This window comes from Kyrpidia spormannii (assembly GCF_002804065.1).
Taxonomy (GTDB): Bacteria; Bacillota; Bacilli; order Kyrpidiales; family Kyrpidiaceae; genus Kyrpidia; species Kyrpidia spormannii.
Genome location: NZ_CP024955.1, coordinates 2,379,566 through 2,394,153, shown reverse-complemented (window position 1 = coordinate 2,394,153; position 14,588 = coordinate 2,379,566). Strand labels below are relative to the sequence as shown.

At 58.3% G+C, this 14,588-nt stretch carries 16 protein-coding genes; 8 read left to right on the top strand and 8 right to left on the bottom strand.

Annotated features, from left to right (window positions below):
* Positions 1-4 precede the first annotated feature (4 nt).
* Complete coding sequence (locus tag CVV65_RS12040) at positions 5-1,555, bottom strand: spermidine synthase (protein ID WP_100668333.1); 1,551 nt, start codon at positions 1,553-1,555, stop codon at positions 5-7.
* Positions 1,556-1,763: 208 nt separating this feature from the next.
* On the opposite strand from CVV65_RS12040, the gene CVV65_RS12035 reads away from it, so the two are divergent.
* Positions 1,764-2,378: a superoxide dismutase gene (locus CVV65_RS12035; RefSeq protein ID WP_100668332.1), complete on the top strand. Its 615-nt coding sequence runs from the start codon at positions 1,764-1,766 to the stop codon at positions 2,376-2,378.
* A 356-nt stretch (positions 2,379-2,734) separates the two neighbouring features.
* Here CVV65_RS12035 and CVV65_RS12030 read toward each other — a convergent pair whose 3' ends face one another.
* Both CVV65_RS12030 and CVV65_RS12025 read right to left on the bottom strand, forming a co-directional pair.
* Positions 2,735-3,553 carry a hypothetical protein gene (locus tag CVV65_RS12030; RefSeq protein WP_100668331.1) on the bottom strand — a complete coding sequence of 273 codons (819 nt, stop codon included), beginning with the start codon at positions 3,551-3,553 and terminating at the stop codon, positions 2,735-2,737.
* A gap of 54 nt (positions 3,554-3,607) precedes the next feature.
* The gene (locus CVV65_RS12025) at positions 3,608-4,030 is read right to left on the bottom strand and encodes a Fur family transcriptional regulator (protein ID WP_100668330.1); all 423 of its coding nucleotides are present in this window, start codon (positions 4,028-4,030) and stop codon (positions 3,608-3,610) included.
* A gap of 210 nt (positions 4,031-4,240) precedes the next feature.
* Between CVV65_RS12025 and CVV65_RS12020 the strand changes: the two genes are divergently transcribed.
* From CVV65_RS12020 to CVV65_RS11995, 6 genes are all read left to right on the top strand, one after another.
* Positions 4,241-5,179 carry a metal ABC transporter substrate-binding protein gene (locus tag CVV65_RS12020; protein ID WP_100668329.1) on the top strand — a complete coding sequence of 313 codons (939 nt, stop codon included), beginning with the start codon at positions 4,241-4,243 and terminating at the stop codon, positions 5,177-5,179.
* Positions 5,180-5,193: 14 nt separating this feature from the next.
* Complete coding sequence (locus tag CVV65_RS12015) at positions 5,194-5,979, top strand: metal ABC transporter ATP-binding protein (RefSeq protein WP_100668328.1); 786 nt, start codon at positions 5,194-5,196, stop codon at positions 5,977-5,979.
* Positions 5,951-6,796 (top strand): metal ABC transporter permease, encoded by an 846-nt coding sequence (locus tag CVV65_RS12010; RefSeq protein WP_100668327.1) that lies wholly within the window; start codon positions 5,951-5,953, stop codon positions 6,794-6,796. The genes CVV65_RS12015 and CVV65_RS12010 overlap by 29 nt, the downstream gene beginning before the upstream one ends.
* 112 nt (positions 6,797-6,908) lie before the next feature.
* Entirely contained in the window at positions 6,909-7,634 is a 726-nt protein-coding gene (locus CVV65_RS12005; protein WP_100668326.1) for a (Fe-S)-binding protein, read from the top strand.
* Positions 7,631-9,073 (top strand): LutB/LldF family L-lactate oxidation iron-sulfur protein, encoded by a 1,443-nt coding sequence (locus CVV65_RS12000; RefSeq protein WP_100668325.1) that lies wholly within the window; start codon positions 7,631-7,633, stop codon positions 9,071-9,073. The genes CVV65_RS12005 and CVV65_RS12000 overlap by 4 nt, the downstream gene beginning before the upstream one ends.
* Positions 9,066-9,767 carry a LutC/YkgG family protein gene (locus tag CVV65_RS11995; RefSeq protein WP_100668324.1) on the top strand — a complete coding sequence of 234 codons (702 nt, stop codon included), beginning with the start codon at positions 9,066-9,068 and terminating at the stop codon, positions 9,765-9,767. Before CVV65_RS12000 ends, CVV65_RS11995 begins: the two co-directional genes overlap by 8 nt.
* A gap of 58 nt (positions 9,768-9,825) precedes the next feature.
* Here the strand turns inward: CVV65_RS11995 and CVV65_RS11990 are convergent, their stop codons facing one another.
* The 4 genes from CVV65_RS11990 to CVV65_RS11975 all read right to left on the bottom strand — a co-directional run bounded on the left by CVV65_RS11990 (position 9,826) and on the right by CVV65_RS11975 (position 12,282).
* Complete coding sequence (locus tag CVV65_RS11990) at positions 9,826-10,587, bottom strand: DUF4247 domain-containing protein (RefSeq protein ID WP_100668323.1); 762 nt, start codon at positions 10,585-10,587, stop codon at positions 9,826-9,828.
* Positions 10,584-11,096, bottom strand: a complete 513-nt coding sequence (locus CVV65_RS11985; RefSeq protein WP_100668322.1) for a DUF4178 domain-containing protein — start codon at positions 11,094-11,096, stop codon at positions 10,584-10,586. Before CVV65_RS11985 ends, CVV65_RS11990 begins: the two co-directional genes overlap by 4 nt.
* 13 nt (positions 11,097-11,109) lie before the next feature.
* Positions 11,110-11,520 carry a DUF350 domain-containing protein gene (locus tag CVV65_RS11980; protein WP_100668321.1) on the bottom strand — a complete coding sequence of 137 codons (411 nt, stop codon included), beginning with the start codon at positions 11,518-11,520 and terminating at the stop codon, positions 11,110-11,112.
* Positions 11,521-11,610: 90 nt separating this feature from the next.
* Complete coding sequence (locus tag CVV65_RS11975) at positions 11,611-12,282, bottom strand: PspA/IM30 family protein (RefSeq protein ID WP_100668320.1); 672 nt, start codon at positions 12,280-12,282, stop codon at positions 11,611-11,613.
* 281 nt (positions 12,283-12,563) lie between these two features.
* Between CVV65_RS11975 and CVV65_RS11970 the strand changes: the two genes are divergently transcribed.
* Positions 12,564-13,667: a citrate synthase/methylcitrate synthase gene (locus CVV65_RS11970; protein WP_100668319.1), complete on the top strand. Its 1,104-nt coding sequence runs from the start codon at positions 12,564-12,566 to the stop codon at positions 13,665-13,667.
* A 78-nt stretch (positions 13,668-13,745) separates the two neighbouring features.
* Here CVV65_RS11970 and CVV65_RS11965 read toward each other — a convergent pair whose 3' ends face one another.
* The gene (locus CVV65_RS11965) at positions 13,746-14,498 is read right to left on the bottom strand and encodes a pseudouridine synthase (RefSeq protein WP_100668318.1); all 753 of its coding nucleotides are present in this window, start codon (positions 14,496-14,498) and stop codon (positions 13,746-13,748) included.
* Between the last annotated feature and the right edge of the window lie 90 nt (positions 14,499-14,588).

Genomic DNA, 14,588 nt, shown 5'->3' with positions numbered 1-14,588 from the left:
TTTATTACGGACTGATCCCCCGGCCAGCCACATCCCAAATCATCGAGTCGGTCAAATATTCCACTGGTGCCCGGTCGTCTGTCAGTACCATTCCCCGCTTCAGTTGTTCCGGAGTGGGTCTCCACAGGTGCGCCAAGGCTTCCCGGGCGATGGACGACACCGGAGACCGCCCCATCCCGAGGGCCCGAAGGGCCTCGGTGGGGAGAGGGCTGCGCCCCGCTATCACAAGGTAATTGTAACTGTCCGGCACCCGAATCACCACAAAATGGGGAAAGACCTCTTGAACGGTCTTCAGCAGAGACAGAAGAAGGGGAGAATCTGGGCTGACTGCGTTTACATTAAAGGCCATCACGCCCCGGGTGGTTAGGTGATCGGCCAGGGTGGAAAAAAACTCCTTGGTTGCCAGGTGAAACGGAATGTAGATCTGCTGGCTGTACGCGTCCACCACGGCAAAGTCCCAAGTGTGCTGAGAAGCCGTGACAAAAGCCCGGCCATCCGCCACCCGGATGGGCGTTCGCGCGGGGTTCAGGCCAAAATACCGCGGCCCGAGCTTCGCCACCACCGGGTCGATCTCCACCCCTTCCAGACGGAGCCCTGGGAACGATCCCTGGTCGTAGTGGTCGATGAGATGCAGAATGGTCCCGCCCGCTGCACCGATGACCACCCCCTCCATGCGGTCGGAAGAAGGATTTCCGGACAAGTACGGAAGGAGGGTCATATAACTGTAGTAATCCCGGGGCACAAGGGCATCTCCCGGACGCCGCAAGGACTGGACCCCTCCGCCCTCGTTATAAATGAGCGCCGTCGATCCGTCTGGGAGAGCCGCCACTTGGACGTACTGATACTCCGTCTCTGTTTCGAATAAAAGTCCCTGAACCGGTTTGACCGCCCGGGGACCTCCCAAGGCGGTCACCAAGGGAACGAGTAACAATAACCACGACCACCACCAGCGGCGGGGGGACACGGCGGTGAGCCCCATCGCGGCGGAGACGATCAGGGCGCCAGAGGTGAGCACAATGGTCATGTGAGTACCGAGGCGGGGGATCAACACGAAAGCGGTGACAAAAGTTCCGGCGATACTCCCCACCGTGGACCATGCGTAAAGAGCCCCGGCCACCTTGCCCAGGTCGCTCACATCTCTGCCCGAAAGTCGCAGCACAAAGGGACTGACCGTAGCCAGGAGAAACACCGGGGGTGCAAACATGATCAAGATGCCGAAAAACGAAAAAACAATAATGTGAATGGGCGTTCCTGTAATCCCAGCCTGGAGTTGATGGAATACCCACGGGCCCGTCCAGGGGATGGCACAGGCCAGGAGTCCCGCCATTCCTACGGCGGCAAATAACAAGTGCCACCGAGGATAGCGGTCTGCCAGCCGGCCACCCAACCAATACCCCAGGGACAGTGCGATCATAATCAAACCGATAATGTTCGCCCATACAATTTGGGATGTGCCAAAAAATGGCGCGGCAAAACGGGAAGCGGCCATCTCCAAAGTCATGACCGCGGCTCCGGTGACGAACACGAAGGCATACAACCAGGGATGTGGCTTCATCGATTTTCGTGGATCCTCCACTTCAAATATGTCTTATTTAATATTGATTGTATCATTGAACAGGGCGTCCGGGAATCGGACCGGGCGCTGTGGGGAGCCGATCGGCTCTCTAGGCTTTTTGTCGGCAGCAGAGAGGTTTGGCATTGTTTCGGCAAATCGTGTAGGATAAAGATGTACCACTCATTCTGCTTACATAGGAGGGATTCCAATGGCACATCAATTACCGCCTCTGCCATATGCTTTCAACGCCCTGGAGCCGTACATCGATGCCCTCACCATGGAGATCCACCACGATCGCCACCATGGCACCTACGTGAATAACCTCAACGCAGCGTTGGAAGGTCACGCAGACCTGGAAGCCAAGAGCATCGAGGACCTGCTTCGCGGGATCAACAGTGTTCCCGAAAACATTCGTACCGCTGTCCGGAACAACGGAGGCGGACATGCGAATCATAGCATGTTTTGGGAGATCATGAAACCAGGCGGTGGCGGCCAGCCGACCGGAGCCCTGGCGGACGCGATCAACAGCACCTTTGGAAGTTTCGATTCCTTCAAGGATCAGTTTTCTAAAGCGGCGGCAGGCCGTTTTGGCAGCGGTTGGGCTTGGCTCGTCATGAAACCGGGCGGGAAGCTGGAGATCACTAGCACCCCGAACCAGGACAGCCCGTACATGGACGGAGATTATCCGATCTTGGGACTGGACGTATGGGAGCACGCCTACTATCTCAAGTATCAGAACAAACGGCCCGAATACATCGCCGCTTGGTGGAATGTGGTGAATTGGGACGCTGTGGCAAAGCGGTTCGCGGAGGCCAAAGCCTGACCCCGATCACCGGATCTCATTGCCGGGCAACGGTTCTGCACAGGGCCGAGCCCGGCTTTTTCTTGCCAGTCAAGCACAACCGCGGTATAATACGCATAAGAATAATTCAAGCTCGTTCGTTTCGAAGGCCACACGAACGCACAGAGCAGGAGGTGATCCCGTGCAGTACATTTGCTTGGAATGCGGCCAATTTTATGAAGGAGACGAAGTAGAAAGGGAGTTCAACATCTGCCCTGACTGTCATCGCCGATTGGATGACGATGAGGGGCGCAGTCAGGATCGAAGTTAACCTCCTCGCCGGGCCGGGCGGGGAGGTTGTTTGTTGGACGGAGCGTTCATGGGCAAACCCGTTTTTCTCACCCTTTCCTTAACCCCGTCAAGTCCGCCGTATAGGCATCTAAAGGATCGCCTTCCGGCGTCACGAACTCGAACAACACGGTCGATGTTCCCGAGTCCCCCCCTGAAGTTCCCGTCTTTCCCAGGACGTCCACGGTATTCAGCCGCACTTCCTGAAAGCCTGCCTCGGTGGGTTTTACCTTGACCACCACCTGCTTGTCCAACCGCGTCACGCTTTGAACCTGTCCGTAGAGAATCAGAAGGCTGATGTGGTCTCCCCGGGTATCTTGAAGGGGAAGGTTTTTCCCCCGGGTTGCGTCGCTTTCAGGAGTCGTGACGATTCCCAGCCCGTAGAGCAACTGTTGGGAGGCCGCCAACCCACCGGTGTACACAAAAGCGCGATGGGCCGCCAGTTCCACCAGCTTCTCCACTCCGCTGTATTTTCCACCGAAATAGGTGCTGTGCCAAACTCCGGAATACCCCGGTCGCCGCCACTGCGTGTTTGTCACCACCGCGTCAAAGGGCAACCGTGCTCCTCGGCGCAGGACTTGATCGACGGGGGTGATGGGGTGGGTGGCGGTGAAAATCTCGACTTCACGATCGATGTCTGAAAGAGGCCGTGTAACGGGCGTATCGGGTTCAAGGGCCGAAAGCCTTTTTTGCAGTTCGGCCACTTGTTGTTTCAGGCGGGCGTTTTCCGCCTGGATGGGATCGGCGGCCGGTACGGGGGGATCGACCGTCGACGATGTGGGGCCGCATCCCGCTAGTCCTGCCATAAAAGCTACGGCCATCGCAACCAGGATGCCTCGTTGCCGTTGGCTGCGCCACAATAGCCGCATGCGCTTCCCGCCTCTTCACAGAAGATTTTTCTAAACAATAGACGGAGCAACCCTTTATTTCGTTACATCTCGGCATTGGCCACACACACCAAAAACTTCGAATCGGTGACTTTGTACGAGAAAGCCTTCCGGAGCGGGCACAGTCAACTCCATGGGACAGGCTTCGATGGGAATCGTGGCTCCGCATCGGGTGCAGATAAAATGGTGATGATGGGGATCGGCGCACCGGATTCGAAACCTGGCACTTCCGTCTTCAAACATCGATTCTTCAATAATGTGCTCGTCCCGGAGCATTCTCAGGTTGCGATAAATGGTGTCGTAGCTGATATGGGGATACTGTTCCTGCACTTGGTCGATCAGTTCTTTCGCCGACATGTACCGGTTTTCGGTCAAAAGGATATGCAGGATCATCTTGCGTTGACCGGTCAACTTCAATCCCTGTTTTCGCAGTTGGTCCAAATAACTTTGGCTTTGCACGGCCGATCCCGTCCTTTCCCTCTGTTGTCCACGCTGCCGGCCGTTGAGAGACGTCCGATGCCGTATGCGGTCAAAAAATGATTGTATGCAGCCTCAAGATCGGAATGATTACGAAAAACGACTCTCCGGGTTTTTGACCGTCTTTCCCCATCCATATTATACTCGGTGTACGGCGATAATCGAAATGATTACGGAATAGGAGGGCGCACTATGGGCGGACGCATTCGACGAATTTCGGTTTTCGCTATCGTTTTTTTGTCTCTTTTCCTCGCGGCATGCGGACAAGGGCCATCCCCATCCGGACAGACCGGGGGTGCGGGCGAGCCTGCTTCGTCTGGGGCGTTGGAGGTGGTCACGAGCATTACGCCCATCGCGGACATGATCCGGCAGGTAGGCGGCGACCGGGTTCACGCGACGGCATTGGTGCCGCCGGGAGCCGATCCCCACGATTACTCCCCGACCCCTGCTGACGTGCGGACGGTATCCCAGGCGAAGTTGTTTGTGGCAAACGGCCTCGGAGCGGAGACTTACATTCAGAAGCTGATTCAAAGCAGTGGGCGGTCGGATTTGAAAATCATCACATTGTCCAACGGATTGCCGGTTTTGGGCCAGGGAGAAGGAGGGACCGGGAATCCGCATATGTGGCTCGATCCGAACTATGCCGTCAAATATACCGAGAAGATCCGGGACGCGCTGATTGAGGTGGATCCGGCGGGGGCTGCGGAATACCGGAGCCGGGCCCAAACTTACATCGGTCAACTTCAGGATCTCGACAAGTGGATCCGCTCCGAGATCGCGCAGATCCCGGCAGACAGGCGAACGATGGTCGTGTTCCACGATGCGTGGCCGTATTTCTGTAAAGAATACGGGTTGGAACAGGTGTACCTGGCTGGTTCATCCGGGGCGGAACCTTCTCCACGGGATTATGCGAAGATTGTTCAAACGGTCAGGGACCGCCACGTGCCGGCGGTGTTCGGGGAAGCTGGCTTTAATCCCAAACTGATCTCCCGGCTTGCGGAGGATACGGGCGTACGGTTTGTGGATAATTTGTTGGATGATACGGTGGGCGGCCCGGGATCGGCCACGTATATCGATATGATGAAATTTGATGTCCAGACGATCGTCAGCGCTTTGAAAGGGACTTCGTGAAAGGGGGCGGCGGGATGAGTGCCATCGTCCGGCTGGAGAATGTACATGCCGCGTACGGCCAGGAACCCATCTTGACGGACGTTGCGGCGGAGGCGGCGGCCGGGGAACGCGTTGCTGTAGTGGGGCCGAATGGCGCCGGAAAGAGTACGCTGTTGAAGGTTTTGTTGGGTTTGGTTCCCCATGTGATCGGCCATGTGGAAGTCGCCGGCCAGTCGGTGACACCCGGACATCCACCGAGCGGTGCCGCCTATGTCCCGCAGTCCCAGGTCATGGGGTTGGATATGCCCGTCACCGTCTGGGATGTGGCGGCAATGGGGCTCCTGCGCCGGGGATTTTGGCCCAAAAAACCCGGCCCGAAAGAGAGAGCGGAGGTGGCACGGGCCCTTGTGGCTGTAGACATGCTGGAATGGCGAGAAGAGTTGTTCGGGAATCTGTCCGGTGGGCAACGCCAGAGGGTGCTCATCGCCCGGGCCCTCATTCGGAATGCGCCGGTGTGGCTGCTGGATGAGCCCGTGACCGGTTTGGATGCTCCGACCCAAGAGGTCATCGAGCACCTGATCGACGGCCTTCGCACGGACGGGGTTGCCATCATTCAAGTGACTCATGATCTGGAACCCGCCCGACTCAGGCAGTTTGACCAGGTGTGGTGCATCAACCGGCGGTTGGTCGGCAGAGGCAGTTTTGATGAGGTGCAAAAGCGGGGGATCTTGGCGGATACCTTCGGCGTTCCCGTCGGGAAACGGCCCGAGGGCAAGGAAGGGGGCGGCGCCGATGTTCCTTCTGGCGCCCTTTCAGTTTGATTTTATGTGGCGGGCCTTAATCGGGTCTGTGGCCGTGGGCGTGTTAGCCGCCTTGCTCGGGGTGTTCGTGGTGCTCCGGGGAATGTCTTTTATCGGGGAAGGTCTTGCTCATGGATCCCTGGGCGGCCTCGCCCTGGCCTACGCCTTGGGGTGGAATCTGTATGCGTTTGGCAGTGTGTACACCGTCGGCTTGGCCCTGTTGATCGCTTGGATCGGCCGGCGTCGGCGCACGCGGATGGATACGGCGGTAGGCATCGTTTTTTCCGGGTCGCTCGCCTTGGGGGTACTGTTGATCAGCACGATCAAATGGTATACGACAGATCTTTCCGCCTATCTGTTCGGCGATGTCCTCGCCCTCCGCACCCAAGATTTAGTGGCCGTCGTGGTGGTTTTGTTCCTGGTGGCGGGGTTTATGTTGCTGTTTTACCGGCGGATGGTGTTTTTATCCTTCGACCCCGAGGGGGCCCAGGCGACAGGACTGCCGACCACCTGGCTGAACAACGCATTCTTAGCTCTGATCGGCATTGGAGTGGTGGCTGCCATGCAGACGGTGGGGGTGATCCTAGTCACGGCCCTTCTGGTCATCCCGGCGGCCACGGCCTGGCAGGTGGCCCGCAGTATGGTGCAGATGACCGCCATTGCCGTGGCGGTGGCGTTGGTCAGCGCCCTGGTCGGGCTCTATGCCTCCTACTATCTGAATGTCGCTTCCGGGGCGTCCATCGTTCTCGCGGCGGCTTTCATCTACGGTCTGGTGTCTCTGGTGTCCGGACGAAGGGTGGGGTGGCGGCGGTCTCTGGGGATGGGGGCCCAGGGATAGGAAATCCTTCTTATGGCTGCGGTGATGGAGGGTTTCCCGGGTTGGCCGACTCCCACCGTCTGACTGGGCCACTGTGGTACAATACCCTTGTCAATGACAGGGGGTGGGGGATGTGCGGGTGTCATTATTTGTCACCTGCTTAGTAGACAGTTTGTTTCCGGAGGTCGGTGTGAGCACCGTCCGGCTGTTGCGCCGGCTCGGGGCGGAGGTGGATTTTCCGGAGAATCAAATCTGTTGCGGGCAGCCCGCTTTTAACGCCGGTTACCATCCCGAGGCCCGGGCCGTGGCCGAAGGCTGGTTAGACGCGTTTTCATCCAGCGATCATATTGTGAGTCCCTCCGGCTCCTGCGGGGGCATGGTGGTTCACGGATACGAAGAGTTATTTGCCGATGATCCAACCCGGCTCGCCCAGGCCCGGGAGGTCCGCGGAAAAGTCTATGAACTGAGCCAGTTCATCGTCGAGGTCCTGGGGCTGGAGGACGTGGGTGCCCGGTATCCGGCCAGGGTCACGTACCATCCCTCTTGTCACGCCACCCGACTCATGGGGGTTGGCGACGCCCCGGTGCGCCTGTTGCGCCGCGTTAAAGACCTCGAATTTGTGGAGCTCCCTTTTGCCGAAGAGTGCTGCGGCTTTGGGGGGACTTTTTCGGTCAAGATGGGGGATGTTTCCACGGCCATCGTTTCGGACAAGATCCGGCATATTCAAGAAACCGGAGCTGATCTCGTAGTGGGTACAGATATGGGCTGTCTCATGAACATCGAGGGCCGCCTCCGCCGAATCGGGTCCCCGGTGCGGGTCATGCATTTGGCACAACTGTTAGAGGAGGGAGTGCAATGACGGTGCATCCGGCGACCATGAAGGAGCGGGCGGCGGAAGCTCTGCATAATGATTTTCTCCGTGAAGCGGTCAAAATCACCACGGATAAGTTTTTTGCCGGGAAAGCTTTGGCTCAGCGATCACTCGGAGATTGGGAGGCCTGGAGGGAGCGGGGCCGGGCCATCCGCGCTCATGTGCTGGCTCATCTCGACTATTATCTCGGCCAATTGATCGACCAGGTGAAAAGCCGGGGAGGCAAAGTTCACCTGTGCGAAACGGCCGAGGACGCGGTTCAGGTCATTGTCGATATCGCCCGGGCCCGGAATGCCCGGTCGGTGATTAAGTCGAAGTCGATGGTGACCGAAGAAATCCAGCTCAACAAGGCCTTGGAAGCAATCGGGGTACGGGCGGTGGAGACAGATCTGGGGGAGTACATCATTCAACTGGCCCACGAAACGCCATCTCACATTATTGCACCGGCCATACATAAGACCAAGAAAGATGTCGCGGAACTGTTCAGCCAGGTGGCCGGGAAGCCGATCAAGGATGATACCGATACGCTGACCAATTTTGCCCGTCAAAAGTTGAGGGAGGAGTTTTTGACCGGGGATATCGGCATAACGGGATGTAATTTTGCCGTGGCGGAGACCGGCTCTGTCGCCTTGTTTACGAACGAGGGCAACGGACGGATGGTGACCACCCTGCCGCCGGTTCACGTGGTGGTGATGGGGATGGAACGGGTGGTGCCGACTTTTGAAGACCTCGAAGTGATGATGAATTTGCTGCCTCGCAGCGGCACCGGGCAAAAGTTGACCAGTTACGTGACGGTGATCACTGGTCCCCGGCGGGAGGGAGAGGTGGACGGACCAGAGGAGTTCCACCTGGTCATCGTCGACAACGGGCGCAGCCGCATCCTCCGGGATCCGGAGTTTCGCGAAGCACTTCAATGTATTCGATGCGGCGCCTGTTTGAACGTCTGCCCGGTGTACCGGCAAATCGGCGGGCACGCCTACGGGTGGGTGTATCCGGGGCCCATCGGGGCCGTGATTACGCCGCTTTTGACCGATGATCTGGATCGGTGGGGGGACTTGCCTTATGCATCCTCTTTGTGTGCGGCCTGTGCCGAGGCTTGTCCGGTCAAGATTCCGCTTCACGATATGTTGGTGCGCCACCGGGTTCGTTATGTGGCCGCTGGGAAGACCCCGCCGGCGGAACGAATGGCCTTCCGCCTATATAAACGGGCCTTCACAAGTCCCCGGCGCTATCGTCTGGCATTTAAAACGGCGGTTACCTTCCAGCGGCCACTTGTGAAAGACCGGCATCTTTCCGCCCGGCTTCCGGGGCTGGCGGGATGGACGGCGGGTCGGGATTTTCCCGCCGCGGCCCCGAAGCGGTTTCGGGATCTGTGGCCGGGACTGGCGGCTGAGGCCCGGCAGATGGGAGGGGCCGACCATGAGTGAGGAGAGATCCTTCGGCCGGACCGAAGAAGAACTGCGGTTTTTAGCCCGGGTTGCGAATGCCCTGGGGCGGGAGGTGGAGACCTCTCCGCCGGAACAACCTGTGCGAGGGGTGAGGGGGCTTCCCACACCAGAGGCAGCCGGGAATTCTCTGGAGCAGTTTCTCGCCAATTGGCGGGCTGTCGGTGGCGAGGCCGATGTGGTGAGGGCCCGGGAGGCGGCGGGACGGGTGGCGGAGATCGCCCGGGAGTGGGGAGTGGGCCGGGTTGTGCGGTGGAACGACCCCTTGCTTGATGAATTGGGACTGGATCCCGCGTTGCAGGCGGCGGGAATTTCCGTTTATGTGTGGAGGGCGGGGGCGAACCGGGATGAAGCGATCCGGGAGGTGGACCGGGCGGATCTCGGAGTGACCACGGTTTACTGGGTGGCGGCGGAACCGGGGAGCTTGGCGCTGCTCTCAGGTGGGGATACGCCCAGGGCCGTGAGCCTTCTGCCCCCCGCCCATCTCGCCTTGGTCCCGGCATCCCGAGTGGTTCCGGGTTTGACAGCCATTATGCGGGAGACGGCTTTGCGCGGATTGTCGGCGTCTTTGAATTTTATCACGGGTCCCAGTCGAACGGCGGACATCGAGATGGAGTTGACCGTGGGTGTTCATGGCCCGGGCCGGGTTTACGCTTTACTAGTCGAGGACCGCTGATCTCGGCCCATGAACAAAGGGCCGGCGCCAAAGGGATTCACCCCGGCGCCGGCCAAATCTATCTTCTTCGTGTAAAGGATCCACCCCCCAACCGAACCTTGGGCGGAGAAGAAAACCCGTTCGATGGCTTGGATCCAGATGAGATCACGCCCGAGCCGGATCCGCTCCAAGATTTACCCGAGGATCCCGACGACGGTCGGGTCCTGGGATTGACTGAAGGACTGGGAGTCGGCGGCTGATCTGACCGCCGGGTGAATACTCCCACCCCGCCCACCGTTTTCGGAATTTCCAAAGAGGACTTCTTTGCGGCCGGGGGCCCCGTCGGCGGGTTTGGCGTATAATTCGGGGTGCGCTGATACCCCCGGTAGTGGCCGAAATGCCCGCCTCCGAACTGCCAGCCGCCGCCGAAAATCCGATCCAAGGTCGACGCAAGCAAAAATCCTTGTAAAAACGAGGGATCATAATTGTCTTTGACAAATTGCTTGTCATCGATTTCGATGATCGTGTCTTGAGGCTTGGCCGGGTCCTGCTGGAGATGAACCAGGTGATCCGGATAGACCAAAAACATCTCTTTCGTGGATTCCGGGGAGACGTCCTGGGGCTTTTCTTGTGCCTCCAGTTCCTTGGCTACCTCGGGAACCGATTTGTTCGCCGCGCGATAGACTTTTTGTAATGCCTGTCCTTGGTCCGCCGCCGACTGAAACTGATAGTTTTTCGAAACGTACGAGTCGAGGCCGCAACCGGCCAGAAGAACGGAAAAAGCCAGGGCCAAAAGGGCGAGCAGACGAAGAGATCGACGCTTTACCGTTCGTCCGTTCATGTGCCGGCAATGATCCTGGCGTCAAATTCTTCGGTAAACCGCCCCAGCCCAAACCAATATTTTCCGTTCTGCCATTCCACCCGGAACAGGCGACGATCGTCGCTTTGATGATTCCAAATATATACGGTGTCCCCGTGCACCAGATGCATGGGGCCATCCACCCAGGCCGGGGATTCCTGCTGGGATTCGAGATGGTAATCCACTCCGTCCAAATGTACCGTCTCGGGGATCTCTCCGATGTCGTCCAGCCTGCCATCCAAGGTTTCATACAGGCGGAAAACCAGTCCTTCCCCGCGGTCGATCACCAAATGGCGGTACGTGCGCCCGTCCCGGAGTACATAATGCATGCTCTGGATGGCGTTGAAGGCGGCGGCGGCTTCGACGATGTACTCGGTCAGTTCCACCTGAACAACGTCCCCGGGCCTTAAAGTGAACCACGTTTTTTGCACCACCGGAGGATGAGGGTCCCGGGCGCGAATCAGATCGGTCACCCTTTTCCACACGGACATAGGCGTTCCTCCTTTACATGGATCCCATCAGGATCACGGCGCCAACGACGTGCAGGGATCCGGACAGTAAGGCGCTGGGCATGTGGTTCTCCGCAATGTTTTTGCTCATGTCGATCCCGGCGGCCCGTTTCATCACCAGATCAAATAGCCACTGGACGATCAAGAGCAGCACGAAAGCGTAGGCGGAGATCACCACCGCATCCCATACGACCTGGCTGATCATCATGGACCGGGAAATGATCAGCGCGTGGGCGAGAAGTTTTAACACGAAGCGCAAAGCGACGGCGGTATGCCCCCGCCGGATCAATTCAAAATCGTTGTATTGCGTCAGGGCCACATCGACCGCCATAAGGATAACGAGGAGAAGAATGAAAAGCGCAAACCAGAATCCCATCGTCAACAACTGGTGGATAGTCAGCGTCAACGGGACAATTCCCTCCTTAAGAAAACGGGGAGATGACCATCTCCCCGTTTTTCTGACACTGGTCCGGGTAGCCTTACGCCCCGCGGACGGTCACTCCGCTTTGTTTAACTTCGCTTTCAGAGCTGCCAACTCGTCCTCGACATCGGCATTACGGCGCAACTCATTGAACTCATCGTCCAGGGAGCGCTCTTTTTTATACACTTCCCCGGAGGCTTCCGCCTCGGCCTCCAGTTGCAGAACCTTGTCCTCCATCCTCTGGAAACCGCGCATCGCACTGTCACTGCCGATGCCGGACATCGCCTGGCTGATCTCTTTCTGAGCTTTTGCGGCTTGGGCCCGGGCCACCAGGGTGTCCCGTTTGTTCCGCATCTTGCCAATCTCTTCTTTCATCTCGGCGAGTTTTTCCCTGAGGGCGTCTGCGTTTGCTTTCGCCGTCTGATACTGGTTCTGAAAGTCCCTTGCCTTTGCTTCTTGTTCCCGTTTATCCGCCAGGGCCCGCCGGGCCAAATCGTCGTTTCCAGCCAGTACCGCCTCTTCCGCCTGTTTCGCCCGCTTTTCTGCGAGGCTCTGGGCTTCTTCGAATTGGGCCTTCAGTTTCTTTTCCACCGCGATGGCCTTGGCCACCGCTTCTTCAGCATCCTGCAGATCTTCTTCCATATCTCGCAGGTACTGATCCAGCAATTTCACCGGGTCTTCCACTCGATCGAGCATCGCGTTAATGTTGGCGAGACTGATATCCCGCAATCGTTTGAACAGGCCCATAAACGGCTGTTCTCCTCCTCTGTGGAGATTGTCGGAAACTGGCGAAAACCGCCGCCCCGTACTTCTATTATTATACCTGGCAATGCTGACACGAGACAAGGACATCTCCCCTGGTAGAAATTTTTCATGTCGCACCAAGTGTCTTATATCTTCGGCCCGAGCTGTAACATGAGGTCAGCGCGCTTGTCCTTACTGTATTGGAGCCAGACGTAAAACCTGTTATACTTGTGTTATACATCAATGAACATCTTGTGTTTTTTTGAAAAAGGAGAGTGATCATCATGACCCAGGGGTTGACGATCCACAAAGGGCTTGAGGGAGTGACGGTGACCGACACCGAACTGGCCCTGGTCGACGGAGAACGGGGACATCTGGTGTACCGGGGCTATTGGGCCAAGGATCTGGCTCTTCAATACACCTATGAACATGTTGCGTACTTGCTTTGGTTTGGAAAATTGCCGACGGAAGCGGAGCTGGCGGATTTTCACGCGAAAATGGCGCAATATCGGATTTTGCCCGATTATCTGAAGACGATCATCGACGCCATCCCCGCCGGAGTGGACATGATGAGCGTGCTTCGCACGGCCGTTTCCGCGGTGGGAAATGAGTCCTACGGATGGCCGCCGACAGTCGAGCAGGCGATGGAATTGACAGCCAAAGTCCCCACGATCATCACCTACCGCTATAGCCGTCTAAACGGTCGGCAGCCTGCAGAGCCCCGGAAGGATCTCAGCCACACGGCCAATTACCTGTACATGCTCTTCGGCAAGGAGCCCCACCCGGCACACGTTGCAGCCCTCGACGCCTACCTTGTGCTGACGGCGGAGCATGGCATGAATGCCTCGACCTTTTCGGCCCGGGTGACCACTTCAACCCGTTCGGACATGGCTTCAGCCGTGACCACGGCAATCGGGACCATGAAGGGTCCACTTCACGGAGGTGCGCCATCGGAAGTGGACGAGACATTGGCGGCCATCGGCACCAAGGAAAACGCTGAGCCGTACTTGCGCAGCCTTTTGGAGCGCGGGGAGCGTTTGATGGGATTCGGACATCGGGTGTATAAAACCCGGGATCCCCGGGCCGAGGCTCTCTCCATCGTCGCTAAACGGGTGGCCGGGGATGACCCGTGGTTGGATCTGGCCGTTCACGTGGAAAATGTGGCCATTCGGCTGTTGGAAGAGTACAAACCCGGCCGCCGGCTGTACACGAACGTGGAATTCTACGCGGCCGCCGTGCTCCGGGCGGTGGGGCTCCCCAAGGAACTCTACACCCCGACCTTTACTCTCTCCCGGATGGCGGGCTGGACGGCCCACGTTCTGGAGCAGGCGGCAGACAATCGGTTGATCCGTCCCCAGTCGGTTTATACCGGTCCCATGCCGCGCTGAACTCGGAGGTTGGGGTCCGCTGGGATGAGCTCCCAGGAGCCTCAGAGCTTCGGTGAAAGATGGGCGCAGGGCCAGGGTCTATGATTCAGCGGGGCGCGGGGGAAGTCGCGGATCCGTCTCCCGGAGACGGGCGACTTCGTCATCGGCGAGGGCGCGGTAGCCTCCCGGAGGTAGAGAGGGGTCCAATTGCACGCCTCCGATGGCGACGCGTTTGAGATACAGGACGGGCTTTCCGAGGGCGGCGAACATGCGCTTGATCTGATGGAATTTGCCTTCTCGAAGGACGATCTCGACCTCGGATCGCTCTCCCGCGTTGAGGATTTGAAGATGGGCGGGAAAGGCGCGGTAGCCGTCGCGGAGGATCAGGCCCTGGGCGAAAGCGGCGATGTCTGCGTCGCTGACCCGGCCTTGCACTGTAGCGCGGTACGTTTTTGAAACATGGCGTTTGGGCGAGAGGATGGCGTGGGCCAGCTGCCCGTCATCGGTGATCAGCACAAACCCCTCGGTGTCGATGTCCAGACGGCCGGCGGGAAAAAGATGCGGAGTGCGGTCTGATTCATCGAGCAGGTCGATTACGGTGCGGTGCCTGGAGTCTATGACCGCGGAGACGACCCCGGGGGGCTTGTTCATCATCCAATAGTGAAGGCGCTGATAGTGAATGGGCTGCCCCGCGACACAGAGTACCTGTTGTCCGGGGTCAATGTGTAAGGAAGGATCCCGGACGACTCGCCCGTCCACCTCGATCAACCCAGACCTTGCCATTTTTTTGATGTCTCGGCGGGATCCCACGCCCATTTCCGCCAGAATGCGGTCTAATCGTTGTTTAGCCACCTTGATCTCCTTTCGGACATCGCTCTTTCAGATTGATTCGGCAGGTTCAGATTGATATGTAGTATACTGAAAAGGGATCTTACGGCGCAA